Source organism: Geobacter argillaceus (assembly GCF_007830735.1).
Classification (GTDB): Bacteria; Desulfobacterota; Desulfuromonadia; order Geobacterales; family DSM-12255; genus Geomobilibacter; species Geomobilibacter argillaceus.
The window spans coordinates 1-20,481 of the sequence record NZ_VLLN01000002.1 but is presented as its reverse complement, the minus strand read 5'-3'; the positions used below and the strand labels follow the sequence as shown (position 1 = coordinate 20,481).

Annotated in this window: 19 protein-coding genes and 4 tRNA genes; 17 read left to right on the top strand and 6 right to left on the bottom strand. The window is 60.6% G+C overall.

Annotated features, from left to right (window positions below; all coding sequences use genetic code 11):
* Positions 1-27: 27 nt before the first annotated feature.
* Entirely contained in the window at positions 28-708 is a 681-nt protein-coding gene (locus JN12_RS01590; protein WP_170241810.1) for a tetratricopeptide repeat protein, read from the bottom strand.
* Between the two features lie 279 nt (positions 709-987).
* On the opposite strand from JN12_RS01590, the gene JN12_RS01585 reads away from it, so the two are divergent.
* Genes JN12_RS01585 through JN12_RS01570 form a run of 4 tightly spaced genes read left to right on the top strand, consistent with a single transcriptional unit; the run spans position 988 to position 5,384 of the window.
* Entirely contained in the window at positions 988-1,743 is a 756-nt protein-coding gene (locus JN12_RS01585; protein ID WP_246125711.1) for a TetR/AcrR family transcriptional regulator, read from the top strand.
* On the top strand, positions 1,733-2,947 hold the full coding sequence (locus tag JN12_RS01580; RefSeq protein WP_145017426.1) for a hypothetical protein: 1,215 nt from the start codon (positions 1,733-1,735) through the stop codon (positions 2,945-2,947). Before JN12_RS01585 ends, JN12_RS01580 begins: the two co-directional genes overlap by 11 nt.
* Before the next feature lie 15 nt (positions 2,948-2,962).
* Complete coding sequence (locus tag JN12_RS01575; RefSeq protein ID WP_145017424.1) at positions 2,963-3,640, top strand: cytochrome C; 678 nt, start codon at positions 2,963-2,965, stop codon at positions 3,638-3,640.
* Between the two features lie 31 nt (positions 3,641-3,671).
* Positions 3,672-5,384: a hypothetical protein gene (locus JN12_RS01570; RefSeq protein WP_145017422.1), complete on the top strand. Its 1,713-nt coding sequence runs from the start codon at positions 3,672-3,674 to the stop codon at positions 5,382-5,384.
* A gap of 225 nt (positions 5,385-5,609) precedes the next feature.
* Here JN12_RS01570 and JN12_RS01565 read toward each other — a convergent pair whose 3' ends face one another.
* The 4 genes from JN12_RS01565 to JN12_RS01550 are packed head-to-tail and all read right to left on the bottom strand — an operon-like array spanning position 5,610 to position 9,307.
* On the bottom strand, positions 5,610-6,764 hold the full coding sequence (locus JN12_RS01565; RefSeq protein ID WP_145017420.1) for an MFS transporter: 1,155 nt from the start codon (positions 6,762-6,764) through the stop codon (positions 5,610-5,612).
* Positions 6,765-6,804: 40 nt separating this feature from the next.
* Positions 6,805-7,641: a 16S rRNA (cytidine(1402)-2'-O)-methyltransferase gene (gene rsmI / locus JN12_RS01560; protein WP_145017418.1), complete on the bottom strand. Its 837-nt coding sequence runs from the start codon at positions 7,639-7,641 to the stop codon at positions 6,805-6,807.
* Complete coding sequence (locus tag JN12_RS01555) at positions 7,638-8,459, bottom strand: NAD+ synthase (protein WP_145017416.1); 822 nt, start codon at positions 8,457-8,459, stop codon at positions 7,638-7,640. Before JN12_RS01555 ends, rsmI begins: the two co-directional genes overlap by 4 nt.
* The gene (locus tag JN12_RS01550; protein WP_145017414.1) at positions 8,456-9,307 is read right to left on the bottom strand and encodes a nitrilase-related carbon-nitrogen hydrolase; all 852 of its coding nucleotides are present in this window, start codon (positions 9,305-9,307) and stop codon (positions 8,456-8,458) included. Before JN12_RS01550 ends, JN12_RS01555 begins: the two co-directional genes overlap by 4 nt.
* Positions 9,308-9,500: 193 nt before the next feature.
* On the opposite strand from JN12_RS01550, the gene hpnI reads away from it, so the two are divergent.
* The 3 genes from hpnI to asd all read left to right on the top strand — a co-directional run bounded on the left by hpnI (position 9,501) and on the right by asd (position 13,347).
* A complete protein-coding gene (hpnI, locus tag JN12_RS01545) occupies positions 9,501-10,637 on the top strand; it encodes a bacteriohopanetetrol glucosamine biosynthesis glycosyltransferase HpnI (RefSeq protein WP_145017412.1) in 1,137 nt (378 codons plus the stop codon).
* 281 nt (positions 10,638-10,918) lie between these two features.
* Positions 10,919-12,007 (top strand): 3-isopropylmalate dehydrogenase, encoded by a 1,089-nt coding sequence (gene leuB / locus JN12_RS01540; RefSeq protein ID WP_145017411.1) that lies wholly within the window; start codon positions 10,919-10,921, stop codon positions 12,005-12,007.
* A gap of 239 nt (positions 12,008-12,246) precedes the next feature.
* The gene (gene asd, locus JN12_RS01535; protein ID WP_145017409.1) at positions 12,247-13,347 is read left to right on the top strand and encodes an aspartate-semialdehyde dehydrogenase; all 1,101 of its coding nucleotides are present in this window, start codon (positions 12,247-12,249) and stop codon (positions 13,345-13,347) included.
* Positions 13,348-13,440: 93 nt separating this feature from the next.
* Here asd and JN12_RS01530 read toward each other — a convergent pair whose 3' ends face one another.
* Positions 13,441-13,806: a hypothetical protein gene (locus JN12_RS01530; RefSeq protein ID WP_145017407.1), complete on the bottom strand. Its 366-nt coding sequence runs from the start codon at positions 13,804-13,806 to the stop codon at positions 13,441-13,443.
* A gap of 145 nt (positions 13,807-13,951) precedes the next feature.
* Between JN12_RS01530 and truA the strand changes: the two genes are divergently transcribed.
* The 10 genes from truA to tuf all read left to right on the top strand — a co-directional run.
* Entirely contained in the window at positions 13,952-14,680 is a 729-nt protein-coding gene (truA, locus tag JN12_RS01525; RefSeq protein WP_145017405.1) for a tRNA pseudouridine(38-40) synthase TruA, read from the top strand.
* A 104-nt stretch (positions 14,681-14,784) separates the two neighbouring features.
* Complete coding sequence (gene rplM / locus JN12_RS01520; RefSeq protein WP_145017403.1) at positions 14,785-15,216, top strand: 50S ribosomal protein L13; 432 nt, start codon at positions 14,785-14,787, stop codon at positions 15,214-15,216.
* 42 nt (positions 15,217-15,258) lie between these two features.
* Complete coding sequence (gene rpsI, locus JN12_RS01515) at positions 15,259-15,654, top strand: 30S ribosomal protein S9 (protein ID WP_145017401.1); 396 nt, start codon at positions 15,259-15,261, stop codon at positions 15,652-15,654.
* Between the two features lie 318 nt (positions 15,655-15,972).
* A complete protein-coding gene (gene argC / locus JN12_RS01510; protein WP_145017400.1) occupies positions 15,973-17,013 on the top strand; it encodes an N-acetyl-gamma-glutamyl-phosphate reductase in 1,041 nt (346 codons plus the stop codon).
* An 11-nt stretch (positions 17,014-17,024) separates the two neighbouring features.
* Positions 17,025-18,860, top strand: a complete 1,836-nt coding sequence (locus JN12_RS01505) for a YgiQ family radical SAM protein (RefSeq protein ID WP_145017398.1) — start codon at positions 17,025-17,027, stop codon at positions 18,858-18,860.
* Positions 18,861-18,923: 63 nt separating this feature from the next.
* Positions 18,924-18,999 (top strand) — tRNA-Thr (locus JN12_RS01500).
* A 28-nt stretch (positions 19,000-19,027) separates the two neighbouring features.
* Positions 19,028-19,113, top strand: a tRNA-Tyr gene (locus JN12_RS01495).
* 113 nt (positions 19,114-19,226) lie between these two features.
* Positions 19,227-19,303, top strand: a tRNA-Gly gene (locus tag JN12_RS01490).
* A gap of 11 nt (positions 19,304-19,314) precedes the next feature.
* Positions 19,315-19,390: transfer RNA gene (locus JN12_RS01485), tRNA-Thr, on the top strand.
* Positions 19,391-19,477: 87 nt separating this feature from the next.
* Positions 19,478-20,481 (top strand): elongation factor Tu (tuf, locus tag JN12_RS01480; RefSeq protein ID WP_145017396.1); only part of this gene is annotated, 1,004 nt, incomplete at its 3' end.

The window sequence follows — 20,481 nt, the reverse complement described above, 5'->3', positions numbered from 1 at the left end:
CCGCCCTGCACCCCGCAGGGCGGCTTTTTATTTGTTCCGTTCGGAAAGCAGGGGGAGCAGCTTTTCTGCCAGGGAAGGATCGAGGCTGCGGAGTGCTTCGTATTCGGTGCACGCCTCGTCCCTTCTGCCCAGGGCGAGGAGGGATAGGGCTGCCTGGTAATGGGCATCGGCGTTGCCCGGCTGCAGCCGAAGTACCTGACGGAAGGCGGCCAGGGCCTCGGCGGGCTGCTCCAGGTGGTTGTACATGGCTCCCAGGTTGCTCCATGCCGGCAGGAGGTCGGGTGTGATCCGGACCGCCTGCTTCAGGTAATCGGCAGCCTCCCGGTAGCGGCCCAGCAGTGCCGAGGTGGTGCCCAGGTTGAACAGGGCAAAGGAATTGGCCGGATCAATGGCCACTGCCTGCAGAAAGGCATCCAGTGCCTCCTGGAAACGACCGGCCGCGTTGCTAGCGAGACCCTGGCGAATCCAGGCGTTGGCGTCGTCAAGAGTTGCGGCCGGCGTGGCAGTGGGCTGCTGTTTTGCGCTGACCGGCATGCCAGGAGAGAGGGCAACCAGGGAAGTCGCAAGGTAGAAGACGCTGAGTGTTCGATAGAGCCGGACAGATGGATACATGTTCATCCGAGTGGGGAGTGCGGCACAGAATTCTTGAGTGTTGGGGTGGGCCTTGGCTATCGACATGATCGTTGCCAGAAACAATTGATACCACACGGCCCAATATCCCTCAACCCGAAAACATATGGTCCCAGCATTACGTACGGTTATACCGGCGTGTCGGTGACCGAATGATGCTTGATAAAGAGAAAATATTAATAATATCCCAACGTTTGAGAGCATACAGTATATGGTTGTTTAACGGGTAAGCCGAGAATTACTCGTTGACCTACGGTATGTTAGGAAACAAAAAAAGTTATTAATGCACTCGCAATAACTTTTTTAACTGATACACTAAAGAAAAATATTATCCGTCGATAGTACTTAAGTACTTACATGCAAACTATGCCCCTTTCACAGACAAAGAAGCCTGATCACCGTTCCGGAAAGACCGGTGAGGGTACTCGCGAGCGCATTCTGGCAGCTGCCCTCCAGCTTTTTTCCGCTAAAGGGGTCTGCGGGGCGAGCACCCGCGAGATCGCCCGCAGTGCGGAAATCTCTGAAGTCACTCTCTTTCGTCATTTCCCCACCAAGGAGCAGTTGCTGGGGGAGGTCATCAACCGCTACTCCTTGTCCGAGGTGCAGGAACTCATTCCCGATATCGTCGATTACCCGTATGAAGAGGGGCTTGCCATCCTGGCTAGTCAGCTGCTGACAAAACTTGATGGCCTGCGGGACTGGATAAAGATCCTTCATGACGAACTGCAGCACTCCCCCGACAGGATGCATAAGATCTATCATTCCTTTCTCGATACGCTCTTTGCCACGTATGCCTCCTATTTCCGGGCCATGCAGCAGCGGGGCAGCCTGCGCGATTTCGACCCTGAACTGGCGGCCAGGGCGTTTCACGGGATGCTTTTCAGTTTTTTCAATATTGAAGAGATTCTGCAGCGGAAGAGTTACCGGGCTACCGAGCGTAGCCGGGCTGTGGCGGAATTCGTGCGTATCTTTGCCGCTGGCACCGAACGTAGAGAGTCGCCGGAAGAACTTGCCAATACTCTTACGAAGGGAGGAACGGTCAAGAAAAAGTCTGTCAGCAAAGAAGTTGAACTATGCAATTTCACGAAAGGAGGTTCACTTGATGGTCATTAAAGGAGTAACGAGATTACTTCTGGCCTCGCTGATGCTATTCCCTGCCGCTGTCGGCTGGGGCGCGGAAATCCATGGCCGAAGCTCCACCCAACTCTTATGGTACAACAACGAATTCGTCGATGGCCGCCAATTCGAGGCCGCCGAATACCTTAGGGTGGGGATCACCAACATCGACAAGGCCGGCAAGCTATCCCTCTACGGGTATGGCCGGTTATCCCAGGACTTTACCAAAGGCGAGGCGCTGAACGGTCGGCTGTATTACCTCTATGCGGACTACCGGGATCTGTACGACAAGGTCGACTTCAAGCTTGGCCGCCAGTTCGTCAACCTCGCCGCCGGCAGCGCCATCATCGACGGCCTGCAGGTCGACCTGAAAAACGTCGGGCCGGTCGGCTTCACCCTGCTCGGCGGGCGGGATGTACTGTTTGGTCTCAACGGCGAGATCGGAAACGGCGGGAATGCCGATCTGGGGCTGGCTGCCTACCTGACCGGCTTCAAGAACACGGACGCGGAGATCAGCTGGTTTCGCAAGTGGGACCGGAGCGACGTGGCTCGCGATGTTCTTGGAGCTTCATTCAAGCAGTACCTGTTCAACAGCATCAGGGTCTACGGCAACGCCCGCTTCGACCTCGTCTCGGAAACGTTCAACGAGGTTCAGGCCGGGTTGAAGTATTATCCCCTGTCCAACCTGGTCTTTACCGGTGAGTACTATCAGAGCTACCCAACCTTCGATACCACCTCCATCTACTCCGTATTCGCCGTGAACCAGTATCAGGAAGGTCTGTTCCGTGTTGACTACGCCATCAACGACATGGTGTCGGTCAACGGTGGGTATAGCCGGCAGGGATACGGGGAAGGAGCAGCGGCCAACGTCTACCACCTCGGAACGGGGATTCGGCCGATCGAGCAGCTCAAGCTGAATGTGGAATACGACAACCGCCAGGGCTACTACGGCAGCACGAACGGGGTCATCGTGGACGCCGACTTAGAGATCAACAAGAATGCCCAGGTGGCGGCCGGCTTCCAGTACGACGTCTATCAGCGCGACTCTTTGACCAACGACGAGATCGCCCGCAGGTATTGGATCGGTGGCAAGTACAAGCTGACCAAGGCCCTTGCCGTGTCAGGCCGTATCCAGGACGACGTCAATGCACGTTTCACCGAGAATATCACCGGACGCCTGGTGTTCGATTACGACTTTTAGAAAGGGGGTGCTTCTGTGAAAAAACTGTTTTTCGTCTGTCTGCTTCTGGTCATGTCTGCCTTGTACGTACAGCAGGCGTCTGCCCAGAAACAGCAGCACAAGGAGTATGCTGACACAAAGCTCTCCGAGTGCAACAGCTGCCACAAGGCTGAAGGGATTGCGCCCAACCACGACAGCGATTGGCTGCGCAGCCATCGCACCTTGGCCAGTAAGGCTGGAAGCAACTGCTCCCAGTGCCACATCCAGTCATTCTGCCTCGACTGTCACCAGGGTGGGGGGATCAACGCCGACCTCTCTACAGACGCCTTCGGACGTGATTACATCCCGAAGAGCCATCGGAGCGACTTCGTCAACCTGCACCCGGTCAAGGCGCTGGATAACCCGCAGACCTGCTACCGCTGCCATGACCAGAAATACTGCAACGCTTGTCACGCCCGCTTCCCCAAAGGGAGCATGCGGATCAAGTCCCACCTCCCCAGCAGCCGTTCGGGGCAGACGTTTATCTGGAGCAGCGAGCATGCCAGCGAGGCCCGGCGCAACCTGCAGTCGTGTCAGACCTGTCACCCGGAAGGGGACGTCTGTCTGCGCTGCCACAGCTCCAAGAGCGGTGCCAGGGTCAATCCGCATCCCAAGAGTTTCAAGGGTGGAAACATCAGTTCCCGCACCAATAAGACCTGCAGGGTCTGTCACTAACTAAACCAACATCAGAAGGAGGAGTGAACGCATGAAACGTATGAATCTCATCGCTTCCTTGCTGGGTGCAGCAGCCATAGCATCCCTTGCCGGCTGTGGCAGCGACAACCGGGAAAGCTCGGCAACAGCGTCGTTTACCGCATCCCAGGCATGTATCGCGTGCCATACCACAATAACATCACCGGTAACCGGTAACAGCATCGTTACCGAATGGCAGAATTCTGCCCATAATACCAGAAATGGTGCTGCCTGCCCCGATTGCCATGCCACCAACGGACACCCGTCCAGTGGAGCGTTGCCGAACATACCTGGTGATACGGTCTGTCTCAACTGTCACACCTCTGCCGTCATGAAAACCTATAGCAGCCACTTCAATGGCGGTGCAACATACCAGGCGGGCAAGGCCTCTTTTGTGACGCCTTATGACGCAAACAGCTGCCGGGTCTGTCATAACCCCCACGACACCACCTCCTTGCTGACCGTTAACCGGCAGTGGAGACAGTCGGGGCATGGGAACGTCACCGCAGATCCGTGGACACACTACCAGTGGAGAAGAACCTCCTTTAACTTCTGCCAGCGCTGTCACACCGCAGGCGGTTTCCGTTACTTAATGACGACCGGTACTGCTCCTACTTCCGCCATATTCGGCAAATATACCGCCGGCCACGAGGCGCTCGGCTGCAAAGGCTGCCATACCGACTACAGCTGGAAGCGGATTACTCCTGCCGCTGCGTTCGTGACTCCCTACACTCCGTCACTGGGGGCATCCACAAGCTTCCCGCCTGCCGCTACCAACGGCGATACCCAGCTCTGCATCCCCTGTCATACTGGTCTGAACGGCGGTTACCAAGCTGTGGAGACCTCAACCGCAGATCTGACCAACACCAGTTTTGCCGCCTTTAACTCCCATTACATGGCCGCTGCCGGCCTGATGTATGTCAAAGCCGGCTTCACCGGGTTCACCTCCGCCGGGGCGGTGCTGGGGACCAGTACCTATGGCCAGTCGCTTACCTCTACTGATGACGGCGGCGCCATCGGCAGTTACCATCGCCGGTTGGGGACTCCCGGCAACGTTGCCTTCAATGGCGTTGCTCTCAACTCCGGCGGTCCCTGTGTTACCTGTCATATGACGGGGGGCCACTCTCTGGCGATCAATGCGGACTCCTTCACCCGGGTATGCGGCAACTGTCACACCAAAGAAGGCGCAACGACACTCACCTCCAGCAATTTCTTGTCCGTTTTTGTCGATCCGCAGGGTGCAGTGTTCCAGAACGCGCTGAACCTGGCCTTTAATATTCTCAAGACCAGATACAACATCAGTTATAATCAGGCTGCATATCCTTACTTCTACGACGAGAGCCTGCCGCTTGTTAACGGTAACAAGCAGGCAATAAAAGACTGGACCCGCGGCGGCACTCTGACTCTTGCCAGTGCCAGGAAGCTTGCGGGAGCCTGTTTCAACCTGAACCTGCTGCAGCGTGAGCCGGCAGCCTATGTCCATGCCCGCACCTACACCCGTCGTCTCGTGTATGACACCATCGATTTCCTTGATGACGGCGTGATGAACTGGTCTGCAGGCGCCACAGCCATAGCCCAGAACCCGGCCCTCTACGGCAAGGGTTCGGCGGCATACACCGATGGGACCCTTACGACCCTTGGTACCGGCACTACCGACAGTATGCTGTATCTGATAGGGTGGAGCAGGACAACGGGCGCCTGGACGACTCCCTTAGAGCGCCCGTAGCAAGGAAGGTTCGAACCGTTTAGCAAAAAGCCCCCCCTCCCATGAGGCGGGGCTTTTTGCTATCTATGATTTCTGCCCTGGTACAGGGGGCAGACTTGGATGCTCGGGAACGAAGGAAAACAAGGACAGATGTTTTAATCTCTTGGGGTGCAATTCCCCGCAGCTTGCTGCGATGAGAGAAAATAATTATCCAAGATACCCCGCTGCTTGCGGCGGGGTTGTTCATCAGGTCTTCTCTTTAACCATAGACCCCAACAACAGTGCGGCAATGAGCGCCAATCCCGCTCCCATGCCGAAGGCCGCCTGTGGCGAGAACCGCTGCCAGGCGAAGCCGAAGATGAGGCTGGCAGGAAGCGCACCGGCGCCGATGGCGCAGTTGTACCAGCCAAAGGCGCTGCCTCGCTCCGTGGTCGGCGCCAGATCGGCCAGCAGCGCCTTTTCTACCCCTTCCGTAAGCCCGTAGAAAAGGCCATAAAAGGCGAAGAGCGCCCAGATTTGCCATTCGCTGGTGGCAACGGCGAAACCCAGGTAGGCGAGGGCATAGACCAGCCAGCCCGCGATGATCAGTTGCCGGCGGCCGAGTCGGTCGGAGAGGGCGCCGAACGGGGTGGCGGTGAGCATCTTGCTCAGGTGAAAAAAGGACCAGAGGAGCGGAATCCTGGCAGGTGTCACCCCCAGGGTCCCGGCCCTCAGGAGCAGGAAGGCGTCCGACGAGTTGCCAAGGGTGAAGAGGAAGAGAATCAGGAGAAATCCGCGGAGGTCGCCACGTGGGGTGACCAGGCGGATGGCGGCGCCGGGTGCATCACGGCGGGAAGGTTCCCTGACGAAGAAGACGATGACCAGCACTGCTGCAATGCCGGGGATGGCGGCGAGCCAGAAGAGGGTGCGGAGATCGTGCACCACGGTGGCCAGGAGCAGGGTGGCCACCAAGGGGCCGATGAGCGCGCCGGCGTGATCCATGGAGCGGTGGAAGCCGTAGGCCCTGCCGCGGAGCGATGGATCGACAGAATCGGCGATCAGGGCGTCCCGCGGGGAGGTTCTCACCCCTTTGCCCACCCGGTCGGCAAGCCGGATCAGGAGCACGGCCAGTGGTGACGTGGCGGCGGCGATGAGCGGCCGGGCACAGGAGGAAAGCGTGTAGCCGAAGAGGACCAGGGGTTTGCGGCGCGGCAGACCGTCGGAGACAATCCCCGATGCCAGCTTGAGCAGGGCCGCGGTGGATTCCGCAGCCCCTTCCAGCATCCCCAGGAAGGCGGGGCCGGCACCGAGTACCGACGTGACAAACAGCGGGAGCAGCGGATAGATCATCTCGCTGGAGACGTCGGTCAGGAGGCTGATCAGCCCCAAGGCCAGAATGTTGCCCGAAATCCCCCTGAACAAATTAATTCCCCCCCCCAAAAAAAAATCTAACCCCGAACCCTCAGCCCTGAGCCGTCTTGATCTTCAACGCCGCTGCATAGACCTCCCGGCGGGGAAGGCCGGTCTCTGCCGTGACCCTGGCCACGGCTTCCTTGACACTGAAACCCTCGTCGACAAGGTGCCGGGCCAGGAGCGTCCCCAGGTCCTGAACCGGCGCCTCGCCCACCTCTGCCGGGGTCACAAGGATGACCACCTCGCCCCGCGGCTCCTGCGCGGCACACCACTCAATCAACTCTGCGACGGTGCCGCGACGGAACTCTTCGTGGATCTTGGTCAGCTCCCTGGCCACCACGACCTGACGGTTGCCGAGCACGGCCAGCATGTCGGCCAGGGTGGCGGCGAGCCGGTGCGGTGCCTCGTAGAAAAGCATTACCCGCTCTTCAGCGGCCAGCTCGGCAAGGTGTGCCCGGCGCTTTCCCTGACGGGGGGGGAGGAACCCTTCGAAGGCGAAACGGTCCGTCGGCAGGCCGGCTGCGGAGAGGGCTGCCATGACCGCCGACGGGCCGGGGATCGGCACGACACGGATGCCTGCCGCGACAGCGGCCTGGGCGATCCGGTACCCGGGATCGGCGATACACGGGGTGCCGGCATCGGTGATCAGCGCCAGGTTTTTCCCTTCCCGGAGCTGGCTAAGAAGATGGTCGCTCTTCAGCCGCTCGTTGTGGTCGTGATAGGCGGTGAGCTTTGTACCGATGCCGAAATGGGAGAGCAATTTGCGGCTGTGGCGGGTATCCTCGGCGGCGATCAGATCGACCTCCTTGAGGGTCCGCACCGCCCGGAAGGTGATATCCTCCAGGTTGCCGATGGGGGTGGCTATTATGTAGAGAACGCCGCTCACTTCCCCCAATCCCGCGAATACCGGAAGTCACGGTCGATGGTCCGGTTGGAGACCTTGGCGATGACCGGCAGGCGCCGCTTGAAGTGGGAGTTCTGCACCTTGCGGGAGACCGTGTCGATGAACTCCGGGGCAAACCCCTCGGCCACCAGTTCGGCCCTGGTCATCCGCAGGTCCACCAGCCGGTAGAGCAGTTCGTCCACGTCCCGGTAGGTGAAGCCGAGCTCCTGTTCGTCGGTCTGGCCGTCCCACAGGTCGGCGGACGGTTTTTTTTCGATCACCTCCCGCGGTACGCCGATCGCCTCGGAGAGCTGCCAGACATGGCTCTTGTAGATGTCGCCGATGGGGTTCAGGGCGCTGGCCATGTCGCCGTAGAGGGTGCCATAGCCGAGGAGCAGCTCGGTCTTGTTGCTGGTGCCCAGCACCAGGGCGCTGTGCAGGGCCGACTGGTCGAAGAGGATGGTCATCCGCTCCCGTGCCATCTTGTTCCCCCGCCGCATGTTGTCGGCATCGGGGAAGCTGTCGAAGTAGGCGTCGACCATCGGCGTGATCGGTACCACGGAGAAGCGGACGCCGCAGGCCTTGGCCACCAGACGGGCGTGGGCCTCGCTCTGCGGGTTGCTGGTCCGGTACGGCATGCAGACCGCATGGACGTTCTCCGGCCCCAGCGCTTCGGCCGCCAGGAAGACCACCAGGGCCGAGTCGATCCCGCCCGATAATCCCAGCACCCCTTTTTTTACTCCCACCTTGCAGACCTCGTCCCGGATGAAACCGACCAGGATCTGGCGCAGCAGCACGGTATTGACGGTCAACTGGCTCATCGGCTGCTCTCCTCCTCGATCCGGCACAGTTCGCGGACGGTCAGGGCCAGGTTTTCGTCCCGCATCATGGGGGAGAAGATCCGCTCCCGGCGGAGCTCCCCTTCCTTCAGCCCGGCGAGGACGAAATCCTCGGCCAGGATCGCACCCCGGGCGATGGCGCTGCCGGACGGGGCCACCACCTCCGACCCTCCCCAGAAGTTGACCCCGTCTTCGTAGCCGACCCGGTTGCAGTAGAGCACCCGGGCGTTGAGGAAGGTGGCGGTCGTGGCGGTGAGCCGCTGCCAGGCAGCGGTCGAGCCGAGCCTGTCGTCGGTGGAGATGCCGCGGCCCGGGCTGCTGGAGAGGCAGAGAAGGGTGGTAGCGCCGTCCATGGCCAGGATGTAGGGAGCGGAGAGGTGCCACATGTCTTCGCAGATCAGTATCCCCATCCGGCCGAACTTGCTGTCGAAAGCCCGGAACCGGTCGCCGCGGGCAAGGTAACGCAGTTCGTCGAACAGGCCATAGGTGGGGAGGTAGACCTTGCGGTGCAGGTGGCGGATGGCGCCATCCTCCAGGTACAGGGCCGTGTTGAAGAAGCGGTAGTCCGGAGTGACCTCCACCAGGCCGACGGCGATGGCGATGTGGCGGGAGAGTGCAGCGAGCCGGGCGATCTCCGGCGCGTCCAGGGAGAGGGCCACGTCCGGCACCAGGTCCTTGAGGAAATAGCCGGTCAGGGCCAGTTCGGGAAAGAGAATCAGGTCTGCCTGTTCCCGGATACCCCTTTCGACCGCCTCTTCCACCAGGGTGAGGTTGTCGGCCAGGCAGCCGAGTTTTGGTTTGATCTGGGCCAGGGCGGCCGTAAAGTCCATGCGGGTTCCTCCGCGCGCGTTTTGGCAACGTTACCACAGGCGCGGCAGCACTGCAATATCCGCGGAAGGCCGAGTGGCGCCGAAATTCTTGCGTGCCGCCGGATGGAGTGGTACCCTGCCGGTAAAATTCTGTTCGAAGTTCGACGTTCGATGTCTTTTCCGAACCTCGAACCTCGAACCTCGAACCGGTTTTATGCTCCGATCCATGCTCCCCTTTATCGTCATTCTCCCGTCGCTTGCCTACGGCCTGATCAGCCTGTTCTGCGCCCGCTCCTTTTTCGGCGGCCGCCCCCTGGCAGCGGACCACACGCCGCCGGTTACCGTCATCAAGCCGGTGAAGGGGATGGATGCGGAGAGCTTCGAGAACTTCGCATCTTTCTGCCGACAGGAGTATCCGGAGTTCCAGTTGCTCTTCGCCGTTGCCGCGGCCGATGACCCGGCAGTAGCGGTAATCCGCCGGCTGATCGAGGCCTTCTCAATGGTTGATATCGAGCTGGTGATCAACCCGGCGATCCACGGTCCCAACTACAAGGTCTGCAACCTGATGAACGCCTGGCCAAGGGCGAAGCACGGGATCGTCATCGTCTGCGACAGCGACATCCGGGTGGGCCCGGAGTATCTCGCCCGGGTCTGCGCCCCCTTTGCCGACCCGGCCGTCGGGCTGGTCACCTCCCTGTACCGGAGCTCCCGGGTGGACGGCCTGGCAACGGTCTTCGAGGCGCTCGGTTTTACGGCGGAGATGATCCCCAATGTCATGGTGGCGCTCAGGCTGGAAGGGCTTTCCTTTGCGCTGGGCGCCTCCATGGCCTGCCGCCGCGAGGCGCTGGACGCCATTGGCGGCTTTCCTTCTCTCGTGAACTACCTGGCCGACGACTACCAGTTGGGGAACAAGATCCACCTAGCCGGGTACCGGCTGGAGCTGTCCGGCTATTTCGTGGAGAGCGTCATGAAGCGGGAGAGCCTGACCGGCATCCTCTCCCGCCAACTCCGCTGGTGCCGGACCATGCGGGCCTCCCGTACCGGCGGTTATTTTGCCTCGGGGATCACCCAGCCGTTCGCGGGGCTGCTCGCCGCCCTCCTGATCGCCGGGTTCTCCCCGGCCGGCTGGTGGGCACTCCTGCTCCTCTATGCCGTGCGGGGTCTGGTGGTCACGATCTTCAGTCGCTGGTACGTGCGGGACCGGCTTCTCCCCCGCTATCTGTGGCTTCTGCCGCTGCGCGACCTGCTCGCCTTTGCCACCTGGGCGCTGGCGTTCCTCGGCAACCGGGTCCGCTGGCGCGGACATCTGTTCCGGCTCCTCCCTGGCGGGGCGATCGAGGAGATCGGATGAGGTCAGTAGCCCCCCTCTTCTTATGCCCCCCTTTTCTTATTGACAAGGCGCAGGCCGGCTGAATAATATCGGGGAATTTTTACCGGGGAATTTATTCCCCGGTAACTTGGCAAGATGCCACACCCGTCACGTACGTGACGAAGAGATGATTGGCAACTCTCATCCGGGGGATGAATCCCCCGGCTACAGGCGAGCGCCCCTAACGGGGCTTAAACTTACAGTCAATTTTCTAACCAGACAAAGCGGGAAATTTCCAGGTTTTTTCGACGAGGAGGATCGGGATGGGCAAGGTGTACAAGGTTGCGGTTCTGCCGGGTGACGGCATTGGGCCGGAGGTGATGGCAGAGGCCCTCAAGGTGCTGGATGCCGTGGAGAAGCGCTATGACGTGACGTTCGAGCGGACCCATGCCAATGTTGGCGGGGCCGGCATCGACAACGAAGGGAAGGCGCTGCCCGACACGACCGTCACTATCTGCAAAAACAGCGATGCCATCCTGTTCGGGTCGGTCGGCGGGCCCAAGTGGGAGACCCTTCCCCCGGACGAACAGCCCGAGCGGGGCGCACTCCTGCCGCTCAGGAAGATCTTCGGCCTCTACGCCAACCTCAGGCCGGCCATCATCTTCCCGTCGCTTACCGGTGCCTCGTCGCTCAAGGAAGAGGTCATTGCCGGCGGCTTCAACGTGCTGGTCATCCGCGAACTGACCGGCGGCATCTACTTTGCCCAGCCGAAAGGGATCGACGGCCAGGGGCGCGACCGGGTCGGTTTTGATACCATGCGCTACTCGGTGCCGGAGATCGAGCGGATTACCCATGTCGCCTTCCAGGCGGCGCGCAAAAGGGGCAAGAAGGTCTGTTCCATCGACAAGGCCAACGTCCTCTCCTCGTCGGTGCTCTGGCGCGAGGTGGTGACCGGCATTGCCAAGGAGTATCCGGACGTGGAGCTGTCCCACATGTACGTGGACAACGCGGCCATGCAGCTGGTCCGCTGGCCCAAGCAGTTTGATGTCATCCTGTGCGAGAACATGTTCGGCGATATCCTCTCCGACGAGGCGGCCATGCTGACCGGTTCGCTGGGGATGCTCCCGTCCGCCTCGCTGGCCGAGGGGACCTTCGGCATGTACGAGCCGTCCGGCGGCTCGGCGCCTGACATAGCCGGGCAGGGGATTGCCAACCCCATCGCCCAGATCCTCTCCGCCGGCATGATGCTCAAGTTTTCCTTCGGCATGCTTGAGGCGGCCGACGCCATCGACAAGGCCGTGGCCACGGTGCTTGATCAGGGGTACCGGACCAGGGACATCTACCAGAACAAGGAAGGCGAGAAGTTGGTCAACACGAAAGAGATCGGCGCCGCGATCATCGCTGCGCTGTAACCACAGTATCTGAATCCGTGAGAACCTGGTGTCCCGTGAAGCGACTGTGCCCGAACACCAGCCGCTGTAGGCGAAATGAAGCATAGTCGGACCATCGTGTCTGAGCCCGTCAGGGCGAGTTGATGGGCTGGCGCGTAATGAGCCGTACAGCGGCGGTGCGAGCGGCACTTGGAGCGTAACGGTGGCGCTCGGGGCTCACGGATTCACGAAATTTCACCCAAAGAAAAGGAATCTGGACTATGAAAGTCGGAATCGTCGGTTGGCGCGGTATGGTCGGTTCGGTTCTCCTCCAGCGGATGGAAGAGGAGAAAGATTTTAGCCTCGGTTTTGAGCCGGTCTTTTTCTCCACCTCCCAGGCAGGTGCTCCGGCGCCGCTGAACGCCGGGACCCTTAAGAACGCCTCGGACATCGAGGAGCTGAAGAAGCTTGATGTGATCATCACCTGCCAGGGTGGCGACTACACCAAGGCGGTGCATCCGGAACTGCGCAAGCAGGGGTGGCAGGGGTACTGGATCGATGCCGCCAGCACCCTTCGGATGGAAAACAACGCGGTCATCATTCTCGATCCGGTCAACCGCAACGTTATCGACGCGGCCCTGGCGCGGGGCGACAAGGACTTCATCGGCGGCAACTGCACGGTCAGCCTGATGCTGATGGCCCTTGGCGGCCTGTTCCGCGCCGGTCTGGTGGAGTGGCTCTCCTCCATGACCTATCAGGCGGCATCCGGTGCCGGCGCACCCAACATGCGCGAACTGCTGGCCCAGAAAGGGGTGCTGCACGGCTCCGTTGCCCACCTGCTCCAGGACCCGGCCTCGGCCATCCTGGAGATCGACCGTATGGTCACCGCCACCCTGCGGAGCGATGCCCTCCCCAAGAAGGAGTTCGGGTTCCCGCTGGCGGGAAGCGTGCTCCCCTGGATCGACCGCGAGGTCGAGGACGGCCAGAGCCGTGAAGAGTGGAAGGGGTTTGCCGAGACCAACAAGATCCTCGGCACCAGCTCGCCGATCCCGGTGGACGGCATCTGCGTGCGGGTCGGCGCCATGCGCTGCCACAGCCAGGCCATGACCATCAAGCTGAACAAGGACGTGCCGCTCGGCGACATCGAAAGCCTGATCAAGAACGACAACCAGTGGGTAAAGCTGGTGCCCAACAATAAGGCCGATACCCTTACCCACCTTACGCCGGCGGCGGTTTCCGGGACCCTGACGGTTCCCATCGGCCGGGTACGGAAGATGAAGATGGGGCCGCAGTTCGTCCAGGCCTTCACCTGTGGCGACCAGCTCCTCTGGGGGGCGGCCGAGCCGCTCCGCCGCATGCTGCGGATACTGCTGGAGAAGTAGCGCCTTTCTCCTTGGTGAAGAATTCAATGGTGGATGAAAAGTCGCCCCTTCTCAAGGGGCGCTTTTTATTTCCGGGACAGCTTCCTTGTCGACTCATGCGTGGCAGTCGACCAGGGTGCCTGGTTCGTACTGGATCAAGGTGACGGCTTCATGGCCCTGCCCGCCCCGGACGTTGCCGCTGTTGCCAGTGGTGTCGGATTGCTCTTTCGGGGGGACGTGGAATGGGTAGGTATAGATCTCCGTGGGGATGTTCGCCTGGTAGATGCTGGCGGCAAGGGCAGGGCTGACGCTCTGGGGGGGGATTGCCAGCAGGTCGATTGGTGCTCGTTTCAGATTGACTGCCGGATTCTCTGCCGCGTCCTTCAGCGGTAGGGATCTGCCGGGTGACGGTTTCTTCTGCTCCCGGGGAGCGTTCAAAAGCAGCCGGTATGGCGTGGTATCGATGCGGAGGTCTATCATGACCAGAGACCTCCCTCCTCTCTCATTAAATTATAGCACCGCAACGGTTGTATGGAGATGGTAAAATGTACCGAAACCGCGAACTGGATGTGTCGTAGCGGCGGGTGACAACGTGGGTGGGGCTAGCCCATCCGCTGGAGAGCATGTGCGTACGATCAAGCTGATTATCGAATACGACGGCACCAACTACGCCGGCTGGCAGGTGCAGCCCAACGGCCTGGCGATCCAGCAACTGCTGGAAGAGGGATTGGCGCGGCTGGTGAAACATCCTGTCCGGTTGTCCTCGTCGGGCCGGACCGATGCCGGGGTGCATGCCAGGGGGATGGTGGCGGCATTCGGCACGGAAACCGCCGTTCCGGTACAGGCGTTTCGCGACGGGTTGAACGCGCTTCTGCCGCCGGACATCGCCGTGCGTCAGGCAGTCGAGGCGGCTTTAGAGTTCAATCCGCGCCGGGACGCCATTGGGAAACAGTACCGCTACACCATCCTGGCCGCACAATGCCGCTCCCCGTTGGCACGTCTGTATGCCTGGCACCTGCGGAAGCCGTTGGATCTTGCGCGGATGCGGCAGGCAGCGGCGCTGTTTGTCGGGGAACATGATTTCGCGGCGTTCCGTACCACCGGCTGTGCCGCCAGAACCACGGTCAGGCGGATCACTGCCCTGGAAATAGTCCGGGAGGGGGCGTTTATCCATATTGACGTCTATGGCACCGGCTTCCTCAGGAATATGGTGCGGATCATGGTCGGTACCTTGGTGGCGGTGGGGGCGGGGCGTTTTGAGCCCGATCGCGTCAGCCGCTGCCTGGAGGAGGGCTGCGCCGCTGGTCCGACGGCCCCGGCCCACGGGCTTTGTTTGATGGAAGTTTACTACTAAAGAGTTTTTGCGTAGGATTTTTTCCTTGACAGGATGGGGGGAATGAATTAGTTTACGAACTTTCCGTGGATACCGGGTTTATTTACCGCAGTCGTGAGGGAGCAATGAAGACAACGCAGGTAGCAAAAAAAGAGGATATCACCAGGGAATGGTTCCTGGTTGACGTTGATAACAAGGTGCTCGGCCGGGTTGCCACCGAGATAGCCAATGTGCTGCGCGGCAAGAAAAAGCCGATCTACACCCCGAGCGTTGACACCGGTGACTTCGTCGTCGTGGTGAACGCCGCCAAGATCGCTCTTACCGGCAACAAGCTGGCTGACAAGGCCTATCACCATCACACCGGTTTCCCGGGCGGGCTCAAGACCATCACTGCCGGCAAGCTTCTTGAGAAGAAGCCGGAAGATGTCATCAAGAAGGCAGTCAAGGGAATGCTTCCCAAGAACAAGCTGGCCCGGCACATGCTGAGCAAGCTGAAGATTTACGCCGGTCCCGAGCATCCGCACAAGGCCCAACAGCCCAAGGTGCTGGACATTTAATCGATCGCACAGCGAGAAAGTTCCTCGTAGGAGATAGCACAGATGGCAGCAACTAAGAGTTTCTACGGTACAGGCAAGCGCAAGTCCTCCATTGCAAGGGTATGGCTCAAGCCCGGCTCCGGCAAGATCATGGTCAACAGCAAGTCCCTCGACGATTACTTCGGTCGCGAGACCTCGAAGATGGTCGTGCGGCAGCCGCTCGAATTGACCGAGAACGTGGACAAGTTCGACATCTACGTCACGGTCCGCGGCGGCGGCGACTCGGGGCAGGCCGGTGCCATCAAGCATGGCATCACCAAGGCCCTCCTTGAGGCTGACACCGAACTGCGTGGCACCCTGAAGAAGGCCGGCTTCATCACCCGTGACTCCCGCGTGAAGGAACGGAAGAAGTACGGCAAGGCCGCTGCACGGAAGAGCTTCCAGTTCTCCAAGCGTTAACGCTAAAGGCCATACGGTCGACAAGGGGAAAATCCGTCAGGGTTTTCCCCTTTTTCTGTATTGCGTCCCAGCAGTGTTCGTAAGTTTTTGCTTACGTTCCATCGGGACTGAATGCCTGTAGCCGGGGAATTTATTCCCCGGTCGCTTTGGCAAAACGCCACTTTCGTCACCTACGTGACGAAGAGATGTATTGACACTCTGCCGGGGGATGAATCCCCCGGCTACAAGCGAGCGCCCCTAACGGGGCTTCAAAACTGTACAGCAATTTCTTAATCGGACAAAACTGATTGAATCCAAACTTCTGCGAGGAGGTTTCTCATGCTGAACGTTGCTGTTATTGGTGCCAGCGGCTACACCGGGGTCGAGCTGCTGCGGCTTCTCTACACCCACCCGGAGCTGGCCGTGACCTGTGTTACCTCGGAGCAGAGCGCCGGCAAAAGGATATCGGATATTTTCCCCTCTCTTCGGGACCGGTGTGATCTGGTGCTGGAGAAGGCAGATGCCGAGGCCGCGGCAGAAAAGGCCGATCTGATCTTCACCGCACTGCCCCATCAGGCAGCCATGGCCGTGGTGCCGACCCTCCTCCGTCTGGGGAAGCAGGTCGTTGACCTCTCGGCAGATTATCGGCTGCATGATGCCGAAACCTATGGCGCCTGGTATGCGAGCCATACGAGCCCGGACCTGCTGGCCGAGGCAGTGTACGGTCTGCCGGAGATCCGGCGGGAAGAGATTGCCGGTGCCAGGCTGGTGGCCAATCCCGGCTGCTATCCCACCAGCGTCATCCTCGGGCTGGCGCCACTGCTGCAAAAGGGGCTCATCGAAACCGATTCCATTATTTCCGACAGCAAGTCCGGCGTTACCGGGGCCGGGCGGAGTGCCAAGGTGGACAACCTCTTCTGCGAGGTGAACGACAGCTTCAAGCCGTACGGTGTCGGCGGGGTCCACCGTCATATCCCCGAGATCGAGCAGGAGCTGTCGGTCCTGGCGGGCGAAACCATCACTATTTCCTTTACGCCGCATCTGGTGCCGATGGACCGGGGGATCGTCTCCACCATCTACGCCCGGCTGGCGGCCGAGGCCACCACGGCCGAACTCCTTGCCCTGTACCGGGAGTTCTATGACGGTGAGGCTTTCGTCCGGATTCTCCCCGAAGGGAGCTATCCGTCCAGCGCCTTTGTGCGGGGGAGCAATTTCTGCGACATCGGCCTGGCGGTTGACAAGCGAACCGGCCGGGTGATCGTCACCAGTGCGCTCGACAACCTGGTAAAAGGGGCCGCTGGCCAGGCGATCCAAAACATGAACATCCTGGCCGGCCTGCCCGAAAATATGGGGCTGGAAGGTCTGGCACTGTTTCCCTGACCAGGAGCCGCATGTCCTTTATTCCCATAACACCCGAAGAGGTCCACCAGCGCGGCTGGGCCGAGTTGGACGTCATCTTTGTCACCGGTGACGCCTACATCGACCATCCGGCCTTCGGGGTGCCGCTCCTGGCCCGCTGGCTGGAGGCGCACGGATTCCGGGTGGGCATCATTGCGCAGCCGGACTGGCGAAGTAAGGACGCCTTTACCCTGCTCGGCCGGCCGCGACTCTTTTTTGCGGTCTCCGCCGGGGCCATGGACTCCCTGGTTGCCCACTACACGCCGGCCAAAAAGCTGCGTCACGACGATGCCTATACGCCGGGCAATCGTCACGGTGCCCGCCCCAACCGGGCGACCATTGTCTATACCTCCTGCTGCAAGGCTGCCTACCGGGATGTGCCTGTGGTGGTCGGCGGCATCGAGGCGTCGCTGCGCCGCCTGGCCCACTACGATTACTGGGAGGACAAGGTTCGCCGTTCCATCCTCTTTGACAGCAAGGCCGACCTGCTGGTCTACGGCATGGGGGAGCGGCCGCTGCTGGAGCTGGCGGAGCGACTGCGCAACGGAGAGCCGTTCGCTGCGATCCGGGATCTGCCGGGCACGGCGGTCATCGCCCGCAACTTCCCCCCGGCCGGAACGGCTGTTCCGTCATTTGAAGAGGTGGCTAGCGATACCCTTAAATATGCCGAGGCGTTCCGGTTGAGCGCTCTCGAACAGCAACCCGGCAGCAGCAAGCCGCTGGTGCAGCGTCACGGTGAACGCTGGCTCGTGTGTAACCCGCCTGCGTCCCCCCTTGCCACCAGGGAGTTGGACCGGGTCTATGCCCTGCCGTTTACCAGGCTGCCCCATCCCGCGTACCATGAGCCGATTCCGGCCTGGGAACAGATCAAGGCATCCATAACGACACACCGGGGGTGCAGCGGCGGCTGCGCCTTCTGTGCCATCACCCATCACCAGGGAAAGACGATCCAATCGCGCAGCGAGGCATCGGTGCTGGAAGAGATCGGCCGGCTGGCGGCAGCGCCCTGGTTCCGCGGCAGTATCAGCGATATCGGCGGCCCGACCGCCAATATGTACGCTATGCGCTGCACCGGTCCCGACGCCGGGGGCAACTGCCGCCGGCAGAGCTGTCTTTTTCCGGCGATCTGTCCGCACCTTGAGGTGCCCGACGGGGAAGGTGCCCGGCTGCTGGCCAAGGCGCGCCAGATCAAGGGGGTGCGCCACACCGCCGTGGCCTCGGGTATCCGCTATGACCTTCTGTCGAGGCAGCCGGCATATTTTCGCGAGCTTCTGACGCATCAGGTGGGGGGGCTCTTGAAGGTGGCGCCGGAACACCTGGTGGAGCGGGTGACCAGGGTGATGCGCAAGCCCGGAGGGAAGGCGTTCCAAACGTTTCTGGAGCTGTTCCGGCAGGAAAGCGCCAGGATCGGCAAGCGGCAGGCGGTGGTGCCGTATTTCATCTCCGGCCATCCCGGCTGCACCGTTGCCGATATGGTCGACCTCGCACTCATGCTGAAGCAGCTGAATATCCGCGTGGAGCAGGTCCAGGACTTTACCCCCACCCCTGGGACCGTTGCCACCTGTATCTACCATACCGGAATCGATCCTTTTACGGGAGAGGCGGTGTATGTGGCCAGAAGCGACAAGGAGAAGCGCCGGCAAAAGGCGCTACTCCTCTGGCACCTTCCGGCTGAACGACAGCAGGTGCTGGAGGCCCTGCGGGGGTGTGGCCGGGAGAGTGATGCGGCGCGGCTGCTGGACGGGTGGCAGGCGCAACCGGTTCGCTCCGCTCAAAGAAGGGCCGGCACCGGCAGAGCAAATGCAAACAACAGGCGAAAAAAATCTTGACAATAATGCGGGCTTGCTTTAAATAGAGAATTCGCTTCGCGTCCGCAGTTGAAGGCGGGCTCTGCTGGCGTAGCTCAATTGGTAGAGCAGCTGACTTGTAATCAGCAGGTTGCGGGTTCGAGTCCCATCGCCAGCTCCACTGAATGAAACAACGGCCAATTCACCCTGGAGGGATTCCCGAGCGGCCAAAGGGAACAGACTGTAAATCTGTCGTCGTACGACTTCGGAGGTTCGAATCCTCCTCCCTCCACCAGAAAATCCGCAGAGATGATTAGTATGCGCACCGATGTCCAGGAGGCCGAAGGGTCGTGAGAACTGGGGCCGGAGCAAGGGCTGTCATCTCAAAGAAGTAATATGCAGAATTAGGCGGGAATAGCTCAGTTGGCTAGAGCATCAGCCTTCCAAGCTGAGGGTCGCGGGTTCGAGTCCCGTTTCCCGCTCCAATGTTGACTAAGCCCACATAGCTCAGGAGGTAGAGCACTTCCTTGGTAAGGAAGAGGTCTCCGGTTCGAGTCCGGATGTGGGCTCCATTTTTGGACAATATTGAATATTCTGTATCACCTACGCGACCAGAGAACGTACTCTGAAATATTAGTATCAGCCCGGGAGGTAAGCCAATGGCAAAGGCGAAATTCGAGCGTAAGAAGCCGCACGTAAATATCGGCACTATCGGTCACGTCGACCATGGTAAGACGACCCTGACCGCGGCCATCACCAAGGTGCTGGCAGGCAAGGGACAGGCAGAGTTCAAGGCCTTCGACCAGATCGACAACGCCCCCGAGGAGCGTGAGCGTGGTATCACCATCGCCACGGCCCACGTGGAATACGAGACCGACAAGCGTCACTACGCCCACGTCGACTGCCCGGGCCACGCCGACTACGTCAAGAACATGATTACCGGTGCGGCGCAGATGGACGGCGCAATCTTGGTCGTGTCCGCTGCCGACGGTCCGATGCCCCAGACCCGTGAGCACATCCTCCTGGCCCGCCAGGTAGGCGTACCGTACATCGTTGTCTTCCTGAACAAGGCCGACATGGTGGACGATGCCGAACTGCTGGAACTGGTTGAGCTGGAGATTCGCGAACTGCTCTCCTCCTACGACTTCCCGGGCGACGATATCCCCATCATCAAGGGTTCCGCCCTTCAGGCTCTTAATGGCGAGCAGGGCGAACTGGCCGAGCCTGCCATCCTTGCCCTCATGGATGCCGTTGACAGCTACATCCCGGAGCCGGAGCGCGCCATTGACAAGCCGTTCCTGATGCCGGTGGAAGACGTCTTCTCCATCTCCGGTCGCGGTACGGTTGCTACCGGTCGTGTAGAGCGCGGGATCGTCAAGGTCGGCGAGGAAGTGGAGATCGTTGGGATCAAGACCACCACCAAGACCACCGTCACCGGGGTGGAGATGTTCCGCAAGCTTCTGGACGAAGGACGTGCCGGCGACAACATCGGCGCCCTCTTGCGCGGTGTGAAGCGAGAAGACATTGAGCGCGGCCAGGTACTGGCGAAGCCGGGGAGCATCACCCCGCACACCAAGTTCAAGGCCGAGGCATACATCCTGACCAAGGAAGAAGGCGGCCGCCACACCCCGTTCTTCAACGGCTACCGTCCGCAGTTCTACTT

Bases quoted from the DNA above. Each gene is read 5' to 3' on its own strand.
- rplM (WP_145017403.1), top strand. From the start codon at position 14,785: ATGAAGACAACGCAGGTAGCAAAAAAAGAGGATATCACCAGGGAATGG.
- argC (WP_145017400.1), top strand. From the start codon at position 15,973: ATGCTGAACGTTGCTGTTATTGGTGCCAGCGGCTACACCGGGGTCGAG.
- JN12_RS01505 (WP_145017398.1), top strand. From the start codon at position 17,025: ATGTCCTTTATTCCCATAACACCCGAAGAGGTCCACCAGCGCGGCTGG.
- JN12_RS01555 (WP_145017416.1), bottom strand. From the start codon at position 8,459: ATGAGCCAGTTGACCGTCAATACCGTGCTGCTGCGCCAGATCCTGGTC.
- JN12_RS01570 (WP_145017422.1), top strand. From the start codon at position 3,672: ATGAAACGTATGAATCTCATCGCTTCCTTGCTGGGTGCAGCAGCCATA.
- JN12_RS01580 (WP_145017426.1), top strand. From the start codon at position 1,733: ATGGTCATTAAAGGAGTAACGAGATTACTTCTGGCCTCGCTGATGCTA.
- JN12_RS01585 (WP_246125711.1), top strand. From the start codon at position 988: ATGCAAACTATGCCCCTTTCACAGACAAAGAAGCCTGATCACCGTTCC.
- rpsI (WP_145017401.1), top strand. From the start codon at position 15,259: ATGGCAGCAACTAAGAGTTTCTACGGTACAGGCAAGCGCAAGTCCTCC.
- asd (WP_145017409.1), top strand. From the start codon at position 12,247: ATGAAAGTCGGAATCGTCGGTTGGCGCGGTATGGTCGGTTCGGTTCTC.
- JN12_RS01530 (WP_145017407.1), bottom strand. From the start codon at position 13,806: ATGATAGACCTCCGCATCGATACCACGCCATACCGGCTGCTTTTGAAC.
- hpnI (WP_145017412.1), top strand. From the start codon at position 9,501: ATGCTCCGATCCATGCTCCCCTTTATCGTCATTCTCCCGTCGCTTGCC.
- JN12_RS01550 (WP_145017414.1), bottom strand. From the start codon at position 9,307: ATGGACTTTACGGCCGCCCTGGCCCAGATCAAACCAAAACTCGGCTGC.
- leuB (WP_145017411.1), top strand. From the start codon at position 10,919: ATGGGCAAGGTGTACAAGGTTGCGGTTCTGCCGGGTGACGGCATTGGG.